Annotated in this window: 17 protein-coding genes; 5 read left to right on the top strand and 12 right to left on the bottom strand. The window is 39.4% G+C overall.

The features are described from left to right. Positions 1–32: 32 nt before the first annotated feature. On the bottom strand, positions 33–2,423 hold the full coding sequence (xdhB, locus tag CPS_RS21900) for a xanthine dehydrogenase molybdopterin binding subunit (RefSeq protein WP_011045584.1): 2,391 nt from the start codon (positions 2,421–2,423) through the stop codon (positions 33–35). Then, positions 2,416–3,900 carry a xanthine dehydrogenase small subunit gene (gene xdhA, locus CPS_RS21895; protein ID WP_011045583.1) on the bottom strand — a complete coding sequence of 495 codons (1,485 nt, stop codon included), beginning with the start codon at positions 3,898–3,900 and terminating at the stop codon, positions 2,416–2,418. Before xdhA ends, xdhB begins: the two co-directional genes overlap by 8 nt. A gap of 514 nt (positions 3,901–4,414) precedes the next feature. Between xdhA and CPS_RS21890 the strand changes: the two genes are divergently transcribed. Next, positions 4,415–5,077, top strand: a complete 663-nt coding sequence (locus tag CPS_RS21890) for a HupE/UreJ family protein (RefSeq protein WP_420794799.1) — start codon at positions 4,415–4,417, stop codon at positions 5,075–5,077. A gap of 266 nt (positions 5,078–5,343) precedes the next feature. Then, a complete protein-coding gene (locus CPS_RS21880) occupies positions 5,344–5,883 on the top strand; it encodes a hypothetical protein (protein WP_011045580.1) in 540 nt (179 codons plus the stop codon). A gap of 137 nt (positions 5,884–6,020) precedes the next feature. Here CPS_RS21880 and CPS_RS21875 read toward each other — a convergent pair whose 3' ends face one another. The 8 genes from CPS_RS21875 to CPS_RS21840 form a co-directional block, all read right to left on the bottom strand. Next, positions 6,021–6,602 carry a hypothetical protein gene (locus tag CPS_RS21875; protein WP_011045579.1) on the bottom strand — a complete coding sequence of 194 codons (582 nt, stop codon included), beginning with the start codon at positions 6,600–6,602 and terminating at the stop codon, positions 6,021–6,023. A gap of 61 nt (positions 6,603–6,663) precedes the next feature. Next, on the bottom strand, positions 6,664–7,542 hold the full coding sequence (locus CPS_RS21870; RefSeq protein ID WP_011045578.1) for a substrate-binding periplasmic protein: 879 nt from the start codon (positions 7,540–7,542) through the stop codon (positions 6,664–6,666). Between the two features lie 10 nt (positions 7,543–7,552). Next, the gene (locus tag CPS_RS21865) at positions 7,553–10,711 is read right to left on the bottom strand and encodes an efflux RND transporter permease subunit (protein WP_011045577.1); all 3,159 of its coding nucleotides are present in this window, start codon (positions 10,709–10,711) and stop codon (positions 7,553–7,555) included. Then, entirely contained in the window at positions 10,708–12,297 is a 1,590-nt protein-coding gene (locus tag CPS_RS21860; protein ID WP_011045576.1) for an efflux RND transporter periplasmic adaptor subunit, read from the bottom strand. The genes CPS_RS21865 and CPS_RS21860 overlap by 4 nt, the downstream gene beginning before the upstream one ends. Next, positions 12,297–13,787, bottom strand: a complete 1,491-nt coding sequence (locus CPS_RS21855) for a TolC family protein (protein ID WP_011045575.1) — start codon at positions 13,785–13,787, stop codon at positions 12,297–12,299. Before CPS_RS21855 ends, CPS_RS21860 begins: the two co-directional genes overlap by 1 nt. A 121-nt stretch (positions 13,788–13,908) precedes the next feature. Beyond that, positions 13,909–14,346, bottom strand: coding sequence for a hypothetical protein (locus CPS_RS21850; RefSeq protein WP_011045574.1), 438 nt, complete (start codon positions 14,344–14,346; stop codon positions 13,909–13,911). 374 nt (positions 14,347–14,720) lie between these two features. Further along, positions 14,721–15,473: a hypothetical protein gene (locus tag CPS_RS21845; protein ID WP_187148281.1), complete on the bottom strand. Its 753-nt coding sequence runs from the start codon at positions 15,471–15,473 to the stop codon at positions 14,721–14,723. 252 nt (positions 15,474–15,725) lie between these two features. After that, positions 15,726–16,982, bottom strand: coding sequence for an IS110-like element ISCps5 family transposase (locus CPS_RS21840; protein ID WP_011045571.1), 1,257 nt, complete (start codon positions 16,980–16,982; stop codon positions 15,726–15,728). Between the two features lie 334 nt (positions 16,983–17,316). Here CPS_RS21840 and CPS_RS21835 point away from each other — a divergent pair, with 334 nt between their 5' ends. The 3 genes from CPS_RS21835 (at position 17,317) to CPS_RS21825 (ending at position 20,178) form a co-directional block, all read left to right on the top strand. Next, on the top strand, positions 17,317–18,489 hold the full coding sequence (locus CPS_RS21835; RefSeq protein WP_011045570.1) for a hypothetical protein: 1,173 nt from the start codon (positions 17,317–17,319) through the stop codon (positions 18,487–18,489). 103 nt (positions 18,490–18,592) lie between these two features. Beyond that, a complete protein-coding gene (locus CPS_RS21830; RefSeq protein WP_011045569.1) occupies positions 18,593–19,258 on the top strand; it encodes an RNA polymerase sigma factor in 666 nt (221 codons plus the stop codon). A gap of 497 nt (positions 19,259–19,755) precedes the next feature. Then, positions 19,756–20,178, top strand: coding sequence for a hypothetical protein (locus CPS_RS21825; RefSeq protein WP_011045567.1), 423 nt, complete (start codon positions 19,756–19,758; stop codon positions 20,176–20,178). A gap of 50 nt (positions 20,179–20,228) precedes the next feature. Here the strand turns inward: CPS_RS21825 and ilvA are convergent, their stop codons facing one another. Together ilvA and ilvD are read right to left on the bottom strand one after the other, a co-directional pair. Beyond that, complete coding sequence (gene ilvA / locus CPS_RS21820; protein ID WP_011045566.1) at positions 20,229–21,797, bottom strand: threonine ammonia-lyase, biosynthetic; 1,569 nt, start codon at positions 21,795–21,797, stop codon at positions 20,229–20,231. A gap of 188 nt (positions 21,798–21,985) precedes the next feature. Then, positions 21,986–23,848 carry a dihydroxy-acid dehydratase gene (ilvD, locus tag CPS_RS21815; protein WP_011045565.1) on the bottom strand — a complete coding sequence of 621 codons (1,863 nt, stop codon included), beginning with the start codon at positions 23,846–23,848 and terminating at the stop codon, positions 21,986–21,988. Positions 23,849–23,893 lie beyond the last annotated feature (45 nt).

Genomic DNA, 23,893 nt, shown 5'->3' with positions numbered 1-23,893 from the left:
TTATTCCGACTTAATTCAGATGAAAGGGCGAATTACTTCGCTGTCACTGCTTTAATGGCTTCAACTGCAAACAATACTCGCTCTGGTGTTGCTGGCGTATCTAGTTTCGGATTAGTTTTGTAATCATTAACACTGGCGATAGCATCTTTAAGTGCAGACCAAACGGCCATACCTAACATAAATGGTGGTTCACCAACTGCTTTAGAGTTGTAAATGGTGTGCTCACGGTTTGGTGCATCAGGCACTAAGGCAACTCGGAAATCTTTAGGTGCATCGTTAATTGCTGGGATTTTGTAAGTTGCTGGATTGTTTGAAAGTAAACGACCTTGTTCATTCCATACTAACTCTTCAGTCGTTAACCAGCCCATACCTTGAACAAAAGCGCCTTCAATTTGACCAATATCAATTGCTGGGTTAATTGAGTGACCAACATCTTGTAAAATATCGGTACGTAAGGTTTTGTATTCACCCGTTAAGGTATCAATGATAACTTCTGATACAGCGGCACCCGTTGCATAGTAGAAGAACGGACGACCTTTACCTGTAGCACGGTCAAAATGAATTTTGGGGGTCTTATAGAAGCCAGTAGAAGATAAAGATACTCGGCCCATGTAAGCTATTTGTGAGAATTCAGCGAAAGAGAACGTTTGCTCACCGACAATGACATTGTTGTTTTCAAATTGTACTTGTTCTGCTTCAACCTGATATTTTTCACAAGCAAAGTCAATGAGACGTTGTTTAATGGCTTTAGCCGCAGCTTCTGCTGCTTTACCATTTAAGTCAGTACCTGATGAGGCTGCTGTTGGGGATGAGTTAGGCACTTTATCGGTACGTGCTGAAGAACAGGCAACAGTATCTACATCAACTTGGAATTCTTCAGCAACAATTTGCGCTACTTTAGTATTCAAACCTTGGCCCATTTCACTGCCGCCATGGCTTAAGTGAATGGTACCGTCAGTGTAAACATGAACAAGTGCGCCAGCTTGGTTCAAATGCTGTACCGTGAATGAAATACCAAATTTAACGGGTGTTAAGGCAATGCCTTTCTTCAAAATAGGGCTGGTAGCGTTAAATTCAGTAATGGCTTTACGACGTGCTTGGTAATCAGAACTTTCTTCTAATGACTCAATAACTTCGCTTAAGTTATTATGCTCAACTTTTTGATGGTAGTGGGTTTCGTTACGGTCATCAGTGCCATATAAGTTTACTTTACGAATGTCTAACGGGTCTTTACCTAAATGACGCGCAATATCATCCATAACCATCTCTATGGTCATCATACCTTGCGGACCACCAAAACCACGGTAAGCGGTATGAGATACAGTGTTTAGTTTACAACGATTACCGGTAACGGTTGCTTGATCTAAGTAGTAAGCGTTATCTGAGTGGAACATTGCTCTATCAACAATGGCATCAGATAAATCGGGGGAGTAACCACAGTTACCATTAACTTCGATGTTAATACCTTTGATTTGACCATCTTTGTCAAAACCAACGGTGTAATTATTTTCAAAGGGATGACGTTTACCTGTCATCACCATATCGTCCATACGCGCTAGCTTAAACTTAACTGGGCGTTTAGTCACATTTGCCAATAAGGCTGCGATACATGCCCAAGGTGCTGCTTGTGTTTCTTTACCACCAAAACCACCACCCATGCGGCGCATATCAACTAATACTTTGTTTAGTGGAATGTCTAAAACTTCAGCTACTAACTTTTGTACTTCACTAGGATGTTGTGAAGAGGTGAAAATATTCATACCACCATCTTCGGTCGGTTCAGCTGTTGATACTTGCCCTTCAAGATACATATGTTCTTGACCACCAACTAGGATTTCACCGGATAATTGATGATCTGCCGCTGTAATAGCCGAGTCAGAATCACCACGTTTCATGGTAAATGGCGGGCGAACAAAGTTTTGCTTCGCTAACGCGTCTTTTACCGTAAGCACGGCTTCAAGCTCTTGATACTCAATTTTTGCTAATTTAACCGCTTTACGAGCAAGATCGAAACTTGTTGCCGCTACAGCAAAGATGGGCTGACCAATAAATTCAACTTTACCAATGGCTAGTACTGGGTCGCCAGGGAATACTGGACCAATATCGGTATGTCCAGGCACATCTTCAACCGTAATGACTGAGATAACACCTGTCGCTGCTTTAACGGCAGATAAGTCCATTGAGATGATGTTGGCATGTGCCATGGTAGATTGACCTACCGCAGCATGTAACTCACCACGCAGTGATGGGCGATCATCTACATAAATGGCTTCGCCAGCCACTTGCTTGTCAGCACTTTCATGTTTTTTAGAACGACCTACGCCACCTAAACCAACATTTTTTTGTCCGTTAACAACACTTTTGTCTGTGTTTGTTTGTACTTTATTAGTAACGGCTTTCTTTACATCAATAAGACTACGCATAATTTACCACTCGTGTTTCTATAACTTCTCTTGCATTGGCGCTCTGCAACTCTAAATAACATTTTTCAATCAGGTTTTGAGCTACGGTCATCCGGTACTTATCAGAAGCACGAACATCTGACATTGGTTGGAAATCGGTCGTTAACGCTTCTTTTGCTTGCGCTACTAACGCTTTTGTTAAGCTATTGCCTAACAATATGGCTTCAGTCGCAGGTGCACGTTTAGGAATAGCAGCCATGCCACCAAAAGCTAAACGGACATTAGTAATCTTTTGACCGTTTCCATCAACCTCTTGCTCGATGAAAAAGGCCGCTAATACCGCTGAGATATCGTCATCAATACGCTTAGAAATTTTGTAAAGTTTTAACGTTTGCCCCGCGGTAGGTTTAGGGATTTGAATTGATTTAATAAATTCAGATGGCTTAAGCACAGTTTTCTTATAGTCGACAAAATAGTCTTCAACTAAGATGGTACGTTCTTGACCTTGAACATGCAGTGTCATGGTTGCACCTAAAGCGATTAACGCTGGTGGCATATCACCAATAGGTGAGGCATTACCAACGTTGCCGCCTAAAGTACCGGTATTACGTACTTGCTTAGAACCGATACGTTCGATCATTTCCCCTAAATCAGGGTAGTAATGATGCAATGTATCGATAAATTCACTGTAAGGTAGTGCAGAGCCAATAATAATCTCAGTTTCTGTTTCTTCGATAGTCGTTAATTCTGCAACATTACCGACATAAACAAGCTTATCAATCGTTGCTAAATTCTGTGTAACAGAAAGGGCTAAATCGGTGCCACCAGCCACTAATGTGGATTTAGGCTCATTGGTTAACTCAGTCGCCAACTCATCGATATTTTTTGGCGCAATATAGTTATGGCTATTACCTGTTAATGCAGGCGCTGATAATTTTTTTAATGCTGTTAGCGCAGTAACGGTTGCTTGATAGTGCTTAGCAAATGAATCTTCTGCCGCACTTTCGCTAGACGTGATGGCCGCTTCGATAATTGAGCGGTAACCAGTACAACGACACAAGTTACCGGCTAATGCTTCTAATACCTCAGCACGATTTGGTGTGTTGTTTTGCTTATGCAAAGCAAAAGACGACATAACAAATCCAGGGGTACAGAATCCACATTGTGAACCGTGGTTATCAACAATTGTTTGCTGGGCGTGATGTAACTGAGCGCCTTCCTTCAAGTCTTCAACAGTAATCAATTGCTTGCCATGTAAATTACCAACAAAGGTAATGCAGGAGTTAATTGATTTATAAATTAGTTGACCAGTCTTTTTAGGATCTAGTTCAGCGAGTACTACGGTACAAGCCCCGCAATCACCTGAAGCACAGCCTTCTTTTGTGCCAGATTTAAATCGCTCTTCACGTAAGTATTGTAAAACAGTCGTATTAGGATCTAAGTTCTCAATCTTTACTAGCTCGTTGTTTAACAGGAATTTTATTGTATTTGCTACCATTATTCTTTCCGCTTTAATTTTGATTTTTAGTGTCGAGTTGAATATTCGTATTGATTCACTATAGCAGAATCAATAGTTGACACAAGTGTCAGCTTTGATTTATTTGTTACTGCAGTCGTTGTACGAGGACACTAACGTGTACTTAATTCTCTTTAAATGGAGGCAGGAAATGACTCTCATTTAACTATGAATATGTGGTAAAACAGTGCTTTGCTGAGGGTTCTCAAGAGCAGTATTTAATTATCCAAGGCTGTGTTTATCACTATGCGATTTTGATAAAAATTTCACCATGTGAAATTAACATGAGTTGAATATTGCGTTGTCGATGCCTTGTAAGCAATGAGTTGAATATTAAAAATAGTAGCGGCAGCACTTGTCAGGCTCTATTTAACTGGCATTATGTACTCAGTGTGAACGCAATTCATTTTTAACACCCATTCTTATCACTCAATTTAGGCTGAAATCAGCGGAGTAATTAATGTTTCCTCGAAGTAGTCGCCTGGCCTTAATTACCATGGTATTGAGCATGGTGGGTTTATTTTCTTTCAATGCTATGGCGCATGGCGTCGATGAAAGTACCCGTCTTTTTTTACAAAACAATACTGGGGTTCAATTCTTCCCTTTTATGTATATTGGCGCTAAACATATGGTGACCGGGTACGATCATTTGCTGTTTTTAGCTGGCGTAATATTTTTTCTATATAAGAGCAAAGACATTTTATTGTATGTCAGTATGTTTACCTTGGGACATAGCTTAACTTTACTTTTTGGTGTGCTGGGTGATGTGCAAGTTAATGCTTATATCATTGACGCTATTATTGGTTTGTCGGTTGTTTATAAAGGTTTTGATAATTTAGGTGGTTTTGAGCGTACCTTAGGCTTTAGCCCAAATGCTAAAATGGCTGTGCTGATTTTTGGCTTATTTCATGGTTTTGGTTTAGCGACAAAATTACAAGAATTTCAACTAGCCAAAGAGGGTTTATGGGAGAACTTGATTGCTTTTAATATAGGGGTGGAGTTGGGGCAGTTTGCCGCGCTAACATTTATATTACTGATCATTAGTTTTTGGCGAAAACATCATTCGTTTGCCCAATTTTCAACGGCAAGTAATACCTTATTAATGAGCGCTGGTTTTATGCTGATAGGCTTTCAGTTAACTGGCTATTTTATGAGTTAGCTGAGTTATCAAGGTTACTAAGTTATCAATGTTATTAGCTCAGCAAAAAACTCACTTACTCAATTCGATATTTAAGAGACTTGTACCCGCTCCACTTGAAGATGCTCGTTTCAGGAAGTCTGAGCGATTTATAATTAAGGCGCATTTTTTTATTAAGGGTTATTCCCTTAAAAAGAAATGTAACGTAGAGTATAGTTTGCTCAGCCTTCCCTAAAGGCGTTTCTAATTCCAGCTGAATCATGCACCTTCAAGTAGAACGGGTATATATGCAACATACGTTATCAAATAAGGCTTTATTCAAATCAACTATTATCGCGTTGGTGATTGCTGGTATTGTACTAATTAGTTTTATCTTGCCAGCAGAATACAATATAGACCCAACAGGTATTGGCGCTAAGCTTGGTTTAACAGCTTTAGCTAATCCAGGGGGCTCTGCGACAATTAGCAGCAACCAAAGTGATGAACTAAATACAGAAAATCAACAAGAAACCGATATTATTGAAGTTATTGTCCCTGCAGGACGTGGTGTTGAGTATAAATTTGCTATGGCGCAGTTTAAGAAAATGGAATATCAATGGCAAACTGATGGCGCTGCACTGTTCTTTGATTTACACGGCGAGCCTGAAGGCGATACCACAGGTTATTATGAAAGTTATGCTATTGCGACGTTGACTGAAATGAAAGGTAGTTTTACTACACCATTCACCGGTGTTCATGGTTGGTATTGGAAAAACACATCAGATAAACCGGTCGTCGTTAAACTCACCGTCGGTGGCGAATATTCTATTGTTGGATTAAAAAAATAGCCTTTGGGTAAATATTTAAAACATTGATAAATTGAATGTTTGTGAAAAATAGTTGAATTTCAAACGTGGTATTTGAATGGATGGCCTAAGGCTATTCCTTAAAGTAATGACTTAAGGTAATTTCCTAAGGTAATGATTTAAGGTATTAACTCAATCGCACGAACTTGCAAAATAGCTTCACCACCATCTTTATCTGTCATGCTTGGTGTCAGATAAATTGCATCAACATGTTCAGGTAATAAACCATAATCTGTTGAGCTGGCAGGTGTCCATTTTGGTCGGGAGAAGTCTTTCAAATCAACTTCCTTAGTTGACCACTGATTTGTTGGTGGTAATTCTATTTGATAATGGGCATAACTTTGATCGCCATGTTTACCGTATTCTCGCTGTGATAATTTAATAATGAGAGCAATATCACATTGGTAGGTTAAACGTATTTTTTGGCTACCGGCTAAAGAAGTGGCAGGTAATCGATGAATGAGTTCAACCCATGAATTACGCTTGGCATCAACGCGAGGAACTCGCTTAAACTTTATCCAAATACCACCATGCCTAATCAGTTTTTCGTTAATAATAGCTTCACTACCATAAGGGTCAGTGTCATAGCTCCATTGGTGTTTATCTAATGGCGCTTGAGTAATTTCTGAATTAGCAGAGGCGATAGATATCGCTAGAAAATGAGCTAAACCAACAAGTAATATTATTTTGAAAAAGTGCATTTATAGTCTTCATATTGATGTTTAGGGTAATATGGAATCAGGGGAGCTTTGCAAGAAAGCTTTACCCCTCCAATAATAGTGATAATTCTTCATCTTGGAAGGTAACAGATTGCTGATGCCAATCTGTTACGCCATATTTTTCTAATATTTTGTTTAACCGTCCATTTTCTCTAAGGCTAGTTAAGCCATTATCGAAAAGTTGTACGTATTTTTTACTCAGTAAAGGTGAAAACCCTAAAAATAGCGGAGTAAAAATTCCTTCAGTGCCAGCATAAACGATTGAGGGCTCGGACCTAGTTGATATTTTCAACTGTGCTGATTTTCGTAACAACTTAGATAGCTGATATTGCACAGTAAATCTAGAGTCCAATAAAATGTCCAATCGACCTAAGTGCAACATTTTCAATTGTTTTTGCAAAGGAGAATTGCCACTAGCTGAAAATATGTGTGCTGTATTATCTTTCAATAACCTACCGATACTGTCGCCATACTCATAACCGTTGATCGTACCTAAAATAGCATTACTTTTTAGCGCAACTTCTAAGTCAGCAATACTTTTAAAGCGCCATGGATCACTAGCGCGTACATAAAAGTCATTATATAAACCACCAAAAGTTAGGTGACTTTTTTTGAGCTGAAAGTCACCAATATGCTGTGAAGTTAAACCCAGTAGAATGTCTATTTTTCCCTTTTTAGTGAGGTCTAACGCTCTTGCTAATGGCGTTAAAGAAAACTTTACTTTAACGCCATTACTGGCAGCGATCTCTGTCACTATCTCAACTAAAAACCCCGGAAGATGAGTGTCGTCACAGATATAAGGGCACCATTCATCAGAAGCTACCACTAAAACTCTTGCCTGGACAGGCTTAGCAAGAATACTTGCGCATATAATCAAGAACGCAAGGCTAAATGATATAAGGTTTTTAGTGTGTTTCATCATCTTCTTTTTCTTAAACGACAACATCAGTCGTTGGTAAATTAGCCGAACGCCATAAATAATAGAGCGCAGGTAAAACGAGTAAGGTTAATAGCATAGCACTCGCCATACCACCAACCATAGGTGCAGCAATTCGGCTCATCACTTCTGAGCCAGTACCTGTGCCATATAATATGGGTAATAAGCCAACAATAACCGTTCCTCCGGTCATCATAATAGGCCTTATTCGTAAACCTGCGCCATGAAGCACGGCTTGTAAAACCTCAGCTTTAGTTGTTATTTTTCCTGCTCTGGTATTATCAGCTATTAAGGCATTATACGCTTGATTTAAGTAAACTAGCATAATAACGCCAATTTCTACTGCAACACCAGCAAGCGCAATAAAACCGACACCTACAGCGACAGAGAAGTTAAAACCTTGCAAATACATTAGCCAAATACTACCCACCATAGCCAGTGGTAAGGTACCTAAAATCATGGCGACTTCAATGACATTTCGAAAGTTTAAATACAGTAATACAATGATAATTGCCAACGTTAGTGGCACCACATACGTCAGTTTAGCTTTCGCCCTCTGCATGTATTCATACTGACCTGCCCACGTAATAGAATAACCTGTAGGAAGTTTTAATTCCCTATCCAGTACTGTTTGTGCATTAGTCACGTAACTGCCAACATCAACGCCTTTGGTATCAGCCAAGTCAATGAAAGCCCAACCGGTTAATCGAGCATTCTCTGATTTTATGCCAGGTGGACCATCTTCAATAAAGACATGGGCAACATCGCCTAACGAAATTCGCTGACCATTAGGCGTAACTATAGGTAATTGTGAAAGTTGCTCTGGTGAGTCTCGGTAATCTTGGGGATAACGTAAACTCACCGGATAACGCTCTAAACCTTCTACGGTATTGGTAACATTCATACCACCAATTGCAGTGGCAACCACTTGCTGAATATCACTAATATTTAAACCATAACGAGCCGCTTTGCCACGTTGAATGTCAACTTTGATATAGCGACCGCCAGCAACACGCTCAGAATATACTGAAGCGGTACCAGGTACTTTGGCCAAAATACTTTCAAGCTGTTGACCAATTTCTTGAATCGTTTCAAGTTTTGGTCCCGATATTTTAATACCAACAGGTGTTTTTATGCCTGTAGCTAACATATCTATACGGGTTTTTATTGGCATAACCCAAGCATTAGTGACGCCGGGTAGTTTTACTAACGCATCAAGTTCCTTTTTTAAACTAGCGATAGTCATGCCTTCGCGCCATTCACTTTTAGGCTTAAATTGAATAAAGGTTTCTATCATAGTTAACGGTGCGGGATCCGTTGCTGTTTCTGCACGTCCCATTTTACCAAACACGGTTTTTACTTCAGGTACCGTTTTAATCAGCTTGTCGGTTTGTTGCAGTAACTGCCTTGCTTGTCCGATAGATATGCCAGGATAAGTGGTTGGCATATACATCAAGTCACCTTCATCAAGCGGAGGAATGAATTCACTGCCTATTTTATCTAACGGATATAAACCAATGATAAACACAACCACAGCGGCAGATAGGGTGGTTTTTGGAAAACGTAATACTGCTTTGAGTGCAGGTAGGTATAATGCGGTTAAGAATTTATTTACCGGATTTTTATGTTCAGCGAGTACTTTACCGCGAATAAAGTACCCCATTAATACTGGTACCAAGGTAATCGCTAACGCAGCAGCGGCCGCCATTGCATAGGTTTTGGTGTAAGCGAGCGGCGAAAACATTCGACCTTCTTGCGCTTCAAGGGTAAACACTGGCACAAAACTGACTGTGATAATGAGTAAACTGAAGAATAATGCCGGGCCCACTTCACTGGCGGAATCAACGACAACCTGCCAACGTTTTTCGTTTGATAAGGGTTTATCTTGGGGTTCACGCTCCATATGTTTGTGCATGTTTTCAATCATTACAATTGCACCATCAACCATAGCGCCAATGGCAATAGCGATACCGCCAAGAGACATGATGTTGGCATTCAAACCTTGCGCATGCATCACGATAAAGGCCGTTAAAATACCGACAGGAATGCTAATAATCACCACTAAAGAAGAGCGGAGATGAAAGAGAAAAATGACACAAACTAAAGCGACAACACCAAACTCCTCTAACAGTTTCATCGCTAAGTTACTTACAGCACGCTCAATTAATGCCGATCTATCATAAACGGGAACAATTTCGACCCCTTCAGGTAAGCCTTTTTTCAACTGTTCTAGTTTAACTTTTACGCCGTTAATGACCTGCTGAGCATTTTCGCCAAAGCGCATCACCACAATACCGCCGACGGTTTCACCTTCACCATTTAGCTCGGCAATGCCACGGCGCATTTGTGGCCCCGTGCCTATTTGGGCAACATCTTTAAGTAATAGTGGTGTGCCGTTTTCATTGACACCTAAGGGAATATTTTCAAGATCTTCAACGCCTTTTAGATAACCCGTTGCTCTTACCATGTATTCAGCTTCGGCCATTTCTACCACAGAAGCGCCAATCTCTTGGTTACCTTGTTTGATGGCTGTTTGAATAAGAGAAAGTGGAATACCAAAAGCACGTAGCTTGTCTGGATCAACTTGTACTTGGTATTGCTTAACCATGCCGCCAAGTGCAGTAACTTCTGAAACACCTTTTACCGTTTGCAGCTCATATTTTAAAAACCAATCTTGTAAGCTACGTAATTGACTTAAGTCATGTTGGCCGGTTTTGTCGATCAACGAATAGAGGTATACCCAACCAACACCTGTCGCATCAGGGCCTAATTGCGGTTTTGCATCACTCGGTAAATTAGGAGATACCTGACTTAAATATTCTAATACACGAGAACGCGCCCAATAAAGATCGGTATCTTCTTCAAAAATAATGTACACATAAGAATCACCAAAAAAAGAGAAACCACGAACAGTTACTGCACCAGGTACTGACAACATGGCGGTGGTAAGTGGGTAAGTTACCTGATCTTCAACAACTTGCGGTGCTTGTCCGGGATAACTCGTTTTGATAATAACTTGCACATCTGATAAATCAGGTAATGCATCAATAGGCGTATTTTTTACTGCATATAAACCTGCGCCCACTAAAATCATAGTGGCCAAGATGACGAAGAAACGATTACCTACTGACCAACGAATAATGGCAGCAATCATTGTTTCTCTCCCTGAGCCATATCATGTGAAGAGCTGCCTGACATGCCTTTTTTCATCGCCATAGCGCTAACAATAATGAATTCACCCTCTCTAATTTCGAAGGTAAACATTAAATAAGCATCAACAGTAAATAGTGCCATATCCACGGATTCACTCACAATGAAATCAACACTAGCGGGCTCTCGGTTCCATTTTTCAATCGCTTCACGATCGATAGTAACCATGCGGTGATCGGTCATCACGGAAGTGACGGTGCCATTTACCATTGCCGAAGACACGTCATTATTACTTTCGTCCATAAAATCATCAGATTGAAACTCTTCAATATGCATACGTTTAAAGTCTGACGTTTTGCTAGACTCTGAGTCGAGTAAAAACTGAGCGGAACTAACTACTTTCTCTCCTTCAGAAAGACCCGAAATAATTTCGATATTATCACGATCAAAACGACCAATTTTCACCGCGACCGACTTAAAGTAACCATCGCCTAGTGCCAAAACAACTCTGTCTTGGTTACCCGTGCGAATAACGGCTTCTTTTGGTACTTGCAAAGCGGGTTCGTTGTCATTGATCGCTATTGAAATTTGCGCGAACATATTCGGTCTTAAATCACCGTTCTGGTTATTAAAATGCAACCTAACAATACCGGTTCTTGTTTTTGGATTTAACATAGGGTGTACGTGTTCTACTTTACCGAGCCATTGTTTCGAGGGTAAATAATCTAAACGCATGCTAGCACTATCGCCGATGACTACTTTAAAAACATCGCGCTCGAAAACTTCTGCTTTTACCCATACCTGATTTAAATCGACTATAGATAACATCATGGTTTCTGGTTTTACGTAGAAACCTTGTCTGACAAATAAGCTCTCAACTACACCATTTTGTGGTGCGTAAAAAGTAACGTTGAGCTGTACTTTTTTATCCTTTTTTAAGGCGTTAATAGCTTTACGAGGGATTTGTAAGGCGATAAGACGATTTTCAGCAGCTGAAATTAAACGCTTATTTTTTCTATCCAATGCGAGCAGTAATTCTTCTTGAGCATTAACCAATTCAGGTGAATATATGTCATAAAGCGGTTGACCCTTGGTTACAGGATCACCAATAGCGTTGATGTAGAGCTTCTCAACCCAGCCGGAAATACGTGGGTGAATATGCACTAATTTGTCTTCATCATAAGTGACATAACCTACGGTTTCTATCGTGGTCTTGAGTGGGCGATAAGTCGCCGTTGTAGTGCGCACACCTAAGTTATTTATAACACTCGGCGATATTTTTATAGTGCCAGCGCCTTCATCAATCGTATTGTTTTGACTACCGTAGTAAGGGATAAGATCCATACCCATAGGGGATTGACCAGGTTGATCACGTCTAAAATTTGCATCCATTGGCGCTACCCAATACAAAGGTTTATTTTCTTCTTTACTACTATCACTAACACTTGTTGTTGAGGGTAAAAAGCTCGTTACAACTAAAGTGATTATTACCCCGAAAACTAAGCCTAAAATTATGCCTGTTAACGTAATGTGTCTGACTTTTACTACTGGGCGTTCTACTGAGTCATTGGTGTTTTTATTGATAGTCATTATTTTTCCTCACGCTGAGCAAAAGTTTGCTGCGGATTTTTCGATGTATTGTTCGTAGCCAAACTACCGACAAAAAGGTAATTCAGTTCTAAAATTATTTTTTGCTGTTCAACCGCAATTTTTAGCTGTTCTATTTCAGCATTAAGTACGGCGATGCGTGATCGTACGACTTCGGAAAAATCACCATCATCATTGGTATATGCCGTTAATGAGGCTTCTGCTTGATCGTGAATTTGTGGCAACAGTCTGGTTTGGTAAAGTGTTTTACGATTGTTCAAACGTGATAAACGCCCTTGTGCACTAGAGAAAGCACCCAGTAACTGACGCAGTAATAATATTTTTTCTGTTTTTACTGCTTCTGTTGCTGAAACTGCTGATTTTACTGTCATATCTTGACGATTATCAGTAAACAGTGGCAGATCAAAAGTCACCCCAACAGAGAATAAATCTGCTCTATTGTTACCTGAGGGATCATCATCACGATAGCCATAACTTGCATTAATACCCCACTCAGGTTGGTAGGCTTGTTCTGCTAAATTTATGCCTGTTTTTGTCGCTAGTATTTTTTTATCTAATGCAATAACTGCAGGGTGCTTAACGAATTGTTCGGTGAGCTCCTCAACAGATAACCAAGGGGGATTGTTCAAACTAGTACTGCTAAGGCCATTCCTGTCGGCATTTGAACGAGCAGCGCCCGAGTGATTTAAATCTTCATGTAGTAAATCTAACTGGGGTAATTGCTTAGCTAATTTCATATTCTGTAGTTGACCGACTTCAGCAATATTTACTTGCATAGGATCGTTAAGAAATGCCGTCGATAGCCATTGTGATAACCTGCCTAGGTAAGAATTTTGTTGCTGTGCGAGTCTATCGAGTCGATCATCTAGCTGTGTTAACTCAAGTTGGGCACGAACAATATCTTGTTGGCGTGTTTTACCTAACGTTGAAGAATAACTGGCTTGAGCTACATCCGCTAATTGCTCGAACAAGGAGCGATTTTGTTCTATTAGGGCACTACTTTGTTGAACGTAATAAGCATCCAGCCATAAACTGCCAACGGTAACAGCAACTTTGGCTTTTCTGTCGTTACGTTGAAACGGATAGGCCTCACTTTGAATACGCAATTGCTGATTCTTTATTGTCAGGCTATCACCTCGAGGAAACATCTGGGTAATCCCCACTTTTAGCTGTGTCATACCCTCTTGAGAAAAATCAAAACCATCGGTAGGCAGGTTTGCAAATGCGACCGACATTTTAGGATCTGGCAAACTTGAAGCTGCATTGCTCATGGCCTCAACGGCTTGTTGCTGGTGTTTATTGCCCGTGAGCCAAGGGTCGTTTTTTTGCGCGGTTGTTACTGTGCTATTAAATGACCAAACCTTTTTATTATCAGCAGCCTGAAGAGTAGGGCTAATAGCACATAACACACTTAATGTGATGATGCTGGCAACAGTTGCGCGAGCTTGAACGGGAAAAGAAAATAAAAACATGACTCCCTCCTGAGGGAATACTTTACGGTAATGACGAGACGATTTTTTGCATCAGCGATACTTTGTGAGTTATCAACTATAAAAATTTATACAGCAAAATGTAGACGCAATGAGACTGTGATTAGCTCAGAATTGGTGGTCTATAAAGGGAGGTCAGTGTTTGACTTGTGGTGATAGTATTGAGTGAATTTATTTTACACGGTGTTGCAAATACCGGGGTGTAATTGATAATTATTGAAAATGCCGAGACGGTTGAGCAGGCACCTGATAAGCAGTCACATTCTTGTTCACAGCATTCTTGTGTAGACATAGTGGAACAAGCTGTGTTCGTCATTTTTTCTTCATCGCAATCAGACATAGCACTCATATCATGGGCAGTGTTGTTCATCTTTTCACTTTGATGATTTGAGCTTTTTATCGAGGTCATTTCAGTCATCGACTGCATATTTAATTGCATAGCTGTCATGCTATAAAACATAGTCATTGATGCCATAGATTGACCAATAAAGATCAAACAAAGCAAAAAAACCATTACTGTTTTATTGATAAAAGTAGGCACAAGCAGCACTTAGATTATGAGTTAGGTACTATTAGCTAGATATTAAAATACTTAATAACTAGGCAATAAGAATTAGTTTAATTCTAGCATCATTGAAAAGAAGATAGCAATAATACCAAATCTATTAAATATATTTTCAATGTCGAGTTGTGTTAATGGACTTAAAACACGAACCATTGGTGAAGCTTTGTTTTAAATGACGATTCGCGCCACAGCATGTGAAAACTTAATAAATTAATTACGTTTTGTGACGGTCGCTGACCTTTGAGTTTTGATCCAGTATGATCACTAATGCCACAAAGCTGACATTAGCCTTAAATATAATTGGACAGGTTGGGTTAGATTTTTTATTGAAAACTAACCATAGCATCTTGTTAGCCGGATATTTCCTCAACCTGCACTAAGACACCGCAATGGTCATCAAGATCATAAGAAATACCAGCCCCTATATTAAAGTCTTTAACATAAGACTCTAAATCTTCAGATTGTGATTCAAATAAAGTAAACCTAAATGACTTTTTAATATCAGCTTCTTCATCGAGTGTTTTGACATTTATGTGAAACTGATAATCTCCGGGTTTCCACATGAATTTTTTTTGAAACATTTGGATAAATGGTTCTATAAATTCGTCTGTAACTTTTACGTTAGTTTTATCATTTTCTTGCAATAGCTTTCTTAGGCTTATAATTTCTTCTCTCAAAGCCTTCTCGGAAGTTTTAAATGACTTATCTTCTTCTCTATTAAAGTAATTTAATAAATTAACTCTATTTGACCACTCATCATTTGGAGTAAGCGAAAAATTAGTAAACAAAATGCTTTGATTATTTAAAGCATCAGGTAGGTAATTTTGTGCTATTAATGTATCTATAAACTTCCCATCTCTTTCTATATCAACACTAATTTCTTTGACTCTAATATTTCGTCCACCAATGTTTCTTAAAACCAGATGAATTTGAACGTTAGGGTTTCCAACTTTATGTGTGAGAAGAACTCTTGAATACAGCTCAAGATCCAATTTGGCTTTTTGAAACCAAAGTCTAATTGGTCGAAGCTGGGATAAAATCAAAGCAATAAAAGCAACTAAGAACGACCAAAATTTCCAATCCGTTAAAAACTCCATGCTCACTTTGAATGTACTCCTAATCTAAGATACGGCTAACGAGCTTGTAGAATAACTCGTTTGTTATTAATTACTATGAATTTTTTATAATGTTTTTAGTGATTTACCAGTAAGCATTATTGCATTCAACCCTGTCTAAAATTTTATATATCGTGCCAAGCTCTTAGTTAGCTCATTATTTAACAATAGAGAAGTCATTCATTAGAAAATATATGGCAAATAATTAAATACTAACGTCCGCACTACGCCCTGAGACCTTTAACAAGCTTTTTCTTTAAAAAGTAATGGAGAATTTCGATCTCGTAATGCTTTTAAATACTTCGACTCATCATATGCCTCTTTTGTTTTCCAACAACGATATAAAATCCGTATCCACTTAAATGCTAACGATCTTACTGATGATTGATGCGTGTTACCTTTTGAACGTTGTTGCTGATAATAAATACCTGCCCAATAAGATTGATGAACGCTTTTAGCTGCCCATTCAATAAATGACTGCCTAACGAATTTAGAGCACTGGTATCGCCAATGCACCCAACATTTTTGACCACTGCGCTCCGTCACAGGAGCTATACCAGCAGACATTTGAATTTCTGATGCACTCGTAAAGCGGCTACGATTTTCTCCCATAGCAACTAGTAGTCTTGGTGCCAAACAAGGCCCTGTACCCGGTAATGATTTATAAAGTTCAGCATCAGGCAAGGTCTCAAACAACACACTAATTTCTTTATCAAATATTTTAATCGCTTCGACTACCACTAGCATTTGATTAGCGAGAGCCACAGCTAAGAGCTGGTGTGATTCAATGACCGCATTATCTAAGGTAAGTGGTTCGGCTTTATTAATGAGCACGAGGCGTTGTTCTGTGCAACTTGCTGTACGCCCAGGATAGGCATGAAAAAACTTTCTTAATGTGTCAGTTCTTGCTCTTTTCAACTTTTGTAAGTTCGGCCAACGTGTAATGAAATCACAAAACATACCGGAGCCTCGATGTGAAAACCAATCCAATAAGTGAGGATAATATTGCTTGAGTGTATTAATTAATCGATTACTAAAGCGTCTTCTATCTTCTACCAGTCTTCGGCGTTGTTCGACTAAGTACGTGAGTTTTCGAACAGGTTCACTTTCCATCTTTAATGCTTTAATTTTCTTTGGATAATTGAGCATTAAATCAAGTGCAAGCTCAGCGTCAGTTGGGTCGTCTTTGGCTCCACTGGGAGAAAAGGCTTTACGGTACTGGGCTAACATAGAGGGATTAACCGGATGAATAGTTACAAATTTATACTTCTGAAGTGCATATACAATAGGTCCTTTAGATAATTCAACAGCAACGGCTATCTGTCCTTTATATTGCTTATGCAGACTGATTATCCAATCATTTATCGTATTCGCTGAGTGCTTTATTACCTTAAATTTTCGTCTATCTGAATTAGCTTGCTGAATGCATAGATCATGTTTGTCGTTCGCCCAATCTATTCCAACATAAACAGAATAATTGCCATTTAATTTAGCCATCATAACCTCCAATTAGTATTGTCAGCATGTATGCCTAAGCTCTTCGAAAGCAATATAGATAGCGTTTAGGGGCAAGCCCTGAGTATTCGTTATTGAGCTAAGGCGTACCTAAAACATCGAAAGCAATGAGGAAATCATCAAGATAATTTGCGCACAATATTCGTATGAAATAGGCACATGATCTGAACACCCTAATTATGGTCTTATTCAGACTAAAAGGACTATAATGCGCACAGAGCAGCCTTTATTTTCTAACAATTTGTTCAATATTTTTGTTACTTTTTCTTAACTCATACATCTATTAATTACACTTATTAGAAAATATGAGAGCAACATGAAATATACAAGCAAGATAATTACGCTCATACCCCTGATATTATTAGGGCTGTCAGGATGTAATGATTCATCTAACGAAGAATCAATGTTAGACCCTAAACTTGTTGCACAAGGCAAAGAGATATTCCGCTTTGATACCTTTGGCGATGAGCAACTATGGACAGATACGTTGCAATTACACAATGTAGTTGCTGGTGCAGTCGATCCGGTAACTGCTTTATCAGTCGGCCTTAAAGTTGATTCTGAGGTATTACCTGAAGGGGTATTACAAACGGTTGATCTTACCGACCCCGCCACAACTATCATCTTATTAAAACTCAATGCAGTTGTTGGTTTACAAGGTGATGTTCAAGAAATTAATGGTAAAGATACTTTAGTTAGCCTTGGGGCGACTTGTGCCTTGTGTCACTCAACAGTTGATGACTCCGTTGCTCCGGGCATTGGTAAACGATTAGATGGCTGGGCAAATAGAGATCTAAATCCTGGTGTTATTTTGTCATTGTCACCAGCTTTACAAGATCAGGCGACGCAAGACGTACTGCTATCTTGGGGCCCTGGTAAGTATGATGCGTATTGGAATCAAGATGGTCTTAATGATCCTACCGTAATACCACCAGCTTATGGCTTAAAAGACGTCGCATTAGCAACCTATACGGGAGAAGGAAGTATTTCATATTGGAATGCTTATGTTGCCGTGACACAAATGGGCGCAGCAGGTAATTTCATTGATGAAAGGTTAGGACTCAATATTATGCACGATCCTGATTTACTTACCGACAAACTACCTGCCTTAGAGGCTTATCAATTTTCCTTAGATGCCCCTAAAGCCCCTGAAGGGAGCTTTGATGTTGACGCGGCTGCGCGAGGCAAGGTGGTCTTTAATAATCAAGGCAACTGTAGTTCTTGTCATAGCGGCGATAAATTTACCGATGCTAGCACACAGCTTCATTACCCTGATGTTATTGGGACAGACCCCACATTAGCCAGCAGAAGTCTCACAGGAAAATACCGTACTACGCCATTGGCAGGCGTATGGCAGCATCCGCCATATTTTCATGATGGTAGCGCCGCGACCTTACTTGATGTAGTCGAACATTATAATAATCACTTGGCTTTAGGGTTAATGCCTTCTGAAAAAGATGATTTAGTACAATATTTACTATCATTATAAATAGGCTCAAGCTGCATACTGCCATGTATTAAAATACCATGGCGGTAATCTTAAAAAAATGAAGTAAAAAAAGTTAACTTAAACGTGATTTACAGGCAAACACATGACCGAAATGGATTCTTTAACGACAACAGAAGACTACCAACTCATTACGCATATTTTAGCGGGCAATATTAATGCCTACGAAGTCGTAATACGTCGCTATAACCAGCTTATGTTTCGCATAGCCAAAGGTATTTTTGCTGATGACGATGAGGCGATGGATATTGTGCAAGAAGCGCACATTACCGCTTATCAAAAACTCGCTACCTTTAAGGGACCAAAAGGTTTTATGACTTGGATTGCCACTATAACGCGAAATATTGCTTTGATGCGTTTAAGAAAATCTAGTCGCTTAAGCTATAAAGAGGAGGAAGAAGTGTTTAATTTAATTGAACTTGATACTGCCGCCGAGCCCATTCATGACGCTATTGCTAATCAACAAACTAAAGCTACGCTAGAACAATTAATTAACGCATTACCGATAAATTATCGTGCGATCTTTATTTTACGTGCCATTGAAAAAATGGCGATAAATGATATTGCTCAAATACTTTCACTTGAATATAACGTTGTAAAAGTACGCTTTCATCGAGCTAAAAAAATGTTAAAAATCGAAATAGGGGAGATACTCACCGAACAGAAGCTTAGTTTGTATGAATTTGCAGGTGATCGCTGTGACAACATAACGCGCAATGTAATGGCGGTTATCAAGCAGGAAAGTCGATAAATTTTAAAAACTAGGTTATTACCTGAAACAATGACATATGAGTGTAAATAACCTGAACTCTGGATAAGCAGCACTTGCTCAACATTCCTCTTCATCCATTTCTCAGCGTTAAAACGTCGATAAATAGCCGCTATTCATAAACGTTTTGCCTTGATAATTGAATAAAATGAAACATTGATAAAGCTTATAACTACTTTAATTATATTACTTTTTATACGTAACAATCTAAGTTGTTGATTTTACTTAAACATCAAGCACTCATTATCCAGAGTTCAGGTTAAATATACATTTTGTCTTGTTTCTACGGTCTGGTCGAAAATGTATGATCAGGTGGAATAGCACTTAAATATCTTTGTTATTTTACTTATTAGTAGTTCGTATAACCCAAGCTCAACTCATTATTTATGGCGTCCAATCAAAGTCTTGCCATTATTACCTTTGCTCAGGTAATATCTAACCAATAAAATTGGTATAACAGATTATAAATAAGGAATTTTATGCGTGGAGCAGGTGGTACATCAGGTGGTTTAGGACAGTTTTTTATTGGATTGATCATGATGTGCGGTGGTTTTTACTTACTGCTTAATGCAATTACAGTGAGCTCTAGTTTCGGTATGGGGATGCGTCTTTATGGCTTCTCTGCCATGGGCGGAAATTATAGCGTAACGAGTGGTATGGTGATGATCCCTTTTATGTTTGGCGTTGGGATTATTTTCTATAACAGTAAGAACCCTATTGGCTGGCTGTTAGCGCTAGGCTCAATTACAGGTCTTATCTTTGGTGTAATTTCCTCTATTCGTTTTAGTTTTAGAACTATGACTTCTTTTGACTTAATCGTTATTTTGGTCTTGGCTATGGGTGGATTAGGGCTATTTTTACGCTCGTTAAAGAAAATTGATGCGGCAATTCCAGCTAAGTAATACCTAATAGATAAGAGCCAATAAAGTATTACTTTATTGGCTCTTCAACATTAATTCAAAAATGTCTGATAAGCGAGGTTGTCAGTTTCTTCTTGCCATTGATAGCCAAGGTCATCAAGATGTTGGAAGAATTCGTTCTGCTGACTTTTCTCAAGATCAAAACCAGCAAGTACCTGACCAAATGCTGCGCCATGATTACGGTAATGAAATAAGGTGATATTCCAGTATTCCCCCATAGCGGCTAAGAATTTTTCTAACGCCCCTGGATGTTCAGGAAACTCAAAACTAAAGAGTCGTTCATCCTTTTCACCTACAGAATTAGTATTTTTAGCTGAATTAGGCGTTTTTCCGCCAATCATGTAGCGAACGTGTAATTTAGCTAATTCATTATCAGTAAAATCTCTTACTTGATAATTCGCGCTTTCTAGCCCTTGAAGTAACTCTTGACGTTCTTCGACACTGCCGCCAAGACGAACACCGACAAAAATTTCAGCACTAGGTTTACCAGAATAACGATAGTTAAACTCGGTAATGGCACGGTTACCTATGGATTGACAAAAACGTTTAAAACTACCTTTTTCTTCGGGAATAGTAACCGCTAATATCGCTTCTTTCTTTTCACCTAATTCACAGCGTTCTGATACGTAACGCAAGGTATGAAAGTTCATGTTTGCGCCTGAAAGTATTGCTGCTAAAGATTCACCACCTTTGCTAGTCAGACAATACTTTTGTAAGCCGGCCAAAGATAATGCACCAGCAGGCTCAGCAATAACACGTGTTTCTTCGAAGATGTCTTTGATAGATGCACAAATTTCATCGGTTGAAACGGTGATCACTTCATCACAAAACTCTTGAATCAAACCAAAAGTATTTTCACCAATACGTTTAACGGCAACGCCATCGGCAAACAAACCTACTTGAGTTAAATCAACGGGCTCTCCTGCTTCAAGTGCGGCTTTTAAACAGGCTGAATCTTCAGCTTCTACACCGATAATTCTAGTTCTTGGATTTAGCTGTTTTAAATAAACAGCCATACCCGCAAGAAGTCCACCACCGCCAACAGGTATAAACACCACATCAGCTTGGGGTAGCTGTTGTAATAATTCTTTAGCTACCGTGCCTTGGCCAATAATGACTTCAACATCGTCAAAGGGATGAACAAGGGTTTTATTTTCTGCTTTGGCATATTCGATTGAAGCGGCTTGTGCTTCATTGAAACTATTGCCAACTAATCGTACTTCACCACCAAAGCGCCTTACATTGTCCACCTTAATATCAGGGGTTGTTTTGGGCATGACGATAGTTGCATTGATGCCAAGTTTTTTAGCCGCTAGTGCTAAACCTTGAGCATGATTACCAGCAGAAGCAGCAATAACACCATGAATGCATTGCTCTTCAGTTAAACTATTGAGTTTGTTGTAAGCGCCACGTAATTTAAACGAATGTACGGGTTGCTGATCTTCACGTTTTAAATAAATGTGGTTATTTAACCGGGAGGACAACTTGTTGCAAGCCGTCAATTCAGTTTCAACCGCTAGATCATAAATAGGGGCAAGTAGAATACGACGTAGGTAATCTAATGGCTCTTGTGGGGATACTTGTTTGAGTGTTTCTGTCATGGTTTTGCCTAAATTACTGTCAATCACTTGAAAAAATGCAGCTAACTATGAAATAGTCATGCTCGAGTTGATTATATCGAGCATCCATTATCTGAAAGCTAGATTCCCGATAAGAAAACTCGGGAATGACGAAATCAAATTAGCTGAGCTAGAAAGTCTTTTGTCTTTTCTAGCACCATTTTTCAGTTTTACTTATCAACTAAACCATCTAATAAGTCTCTGTTACGCACAGCACCTTTATCAGCACTAGTGGCTAACATTGCGTAGTTTTTAAGTGCGTAGCTAATTGGACGAACACGATCTGCTGGTTTCCAAGCTTGCTTACCTTTAGAAATCATTGCAGCACGACGTTCTTCAAGTACTTCTTCAGATACTTGTAGGGTAATTTCACGGGTAGGAATATCAATATGAATGATATCACCTTGTTCAACTAAGGCGATTGTGCCGCCGTCAGCTGCTTCAGGAGAAACATGACCAATGGATAAACCAGAAGTACCACCAGAGAAGCGACCATCAGTTAATAAGGCACAGGCTTTACCTAATCCCATCGACTTTAAGTAAGTGGTTGGATAAAGCATTTCTTGCATACCTGGGCCGCCTTTAGGGCCTTCATAACGAATAACAACCACTTCACCAGCGACTACTTTTCCGTCTAAAACACCGGCTACGGCATCATCTTGGCTTTCAAAAATGTGTGCAGGACCTGTAAATACTAAGTTGTCGTCACTTACACCTGCAGTTTTAACAACACAGCCATCTACTGCAATATTACCTGAAAGTACCGCTAAACCACCTTCTAACGAAAAGGCATTTTCAAGGTTACGAATACAACCATTTACTCGGTCATCGTCTAAGGTATCCCAGCGACAATCTTGACTAAAGGCTTTAGTAGTGCGAATACCTGCAGGGCCAGCACGGTAGAATTTTTTAATGTCTTCATCGTCAGTAAGGGTAATGTCATATTTGGCAATTACATCAGCTAACGTAGTACCTAAAACATTAGGTACGTCAGTCTTTAATAAACCAGCACGCGATAATTCACCAAGAATTGAAATCACACCACCGGCGCGATGCACATCTTCCATATGATACTCAGGTGTTGATGGCGCAACTTTACATAACTGTGGCACGATGCGTGATAATTTATCCATGTCTTCCATGGTGTAATCAATTTCAGCTTCTTGTGCTGTTGCCAATAAATGCAAGATAGTGTTGGTTGAACCACCCATCGCAATATCTAAACACATGGCATTGTGTAATGCCTCTTTACAAGCAATATTACGTGGTAGAGCTGATTCATCGTTATCTTGGTAATAACGTTTCGTTAATTCAACAATTTGTTTACCCGCTTTTAAGAATAATTGCTCTCTATCAGCATGTGTTGCCAACATTGAACCATTACCCGGAAGAGCTAAACCTAATGCTTCTGCTAAACAGTTCATGGAGTTGGCGGTGAACATACCTGAACATGAACCACACGTCGGACAGGCAGAGCGTTCAATTTTATCACTGTCTTCATCACTTACTGTTGGATCCGCACCTTTAATCATGGCATCAACTAAATCAAGCTTAATAATTTGATCACTCAATTTTGTTTTACCGGCTTCCATTGGACCACCAGATACAAAAATTACTGGGATGTTTAAGCGCATTGCTGCCATCATCATACCTGGGGTGATTTTGTCACAGTTTGAGATACAAACCATGGCATCAGCACAATGAGCATTTACCATATACTCAACTGAGTCGGCAATTAAATCACGTGAAGGTAAGCTATAAAGCATACCTGAATGACCCATAGCGATACCGTCATCTACAGCGATAGTGTTGAATTCTTTAGCAACACCGCCTGCTTCTTCAATGGCACCAGCAACTAATTGTCCCATGTCTTTCAAATGCACATGACCGGGTACAAATTGAGTGAAAGAGTTCACTACCGCGATAATAGGTTTCCCAAAATCGCCATCTGTCATGCCTGTAGCACGCCATAAAGCACGGGCACCGGCCATGTTACGGCCTTGAGTAGAAGTTGCAGATCTTAATTTAGGCATGATTTTTACATTCCAATTGGTGAGTTTGAGAACTTATTTTTTAAT

The sequence above is a fragment of the Colwellia psychrerythraea 34H genome, from assembly GCF_000012325.1.
GTDB classification, from domain to species: domain Bacteria; phylum Pseudomonadota; class Gammaproteobacteria; order Enterobacterales; family Alteromonadaceae; genus Colwellia; species Colwellia psychrerythraea_A.
Note: the sequence above shows the minus strand (reverse complement) of the source record. Positions and strands in the feature narration are given on the sequence as shown.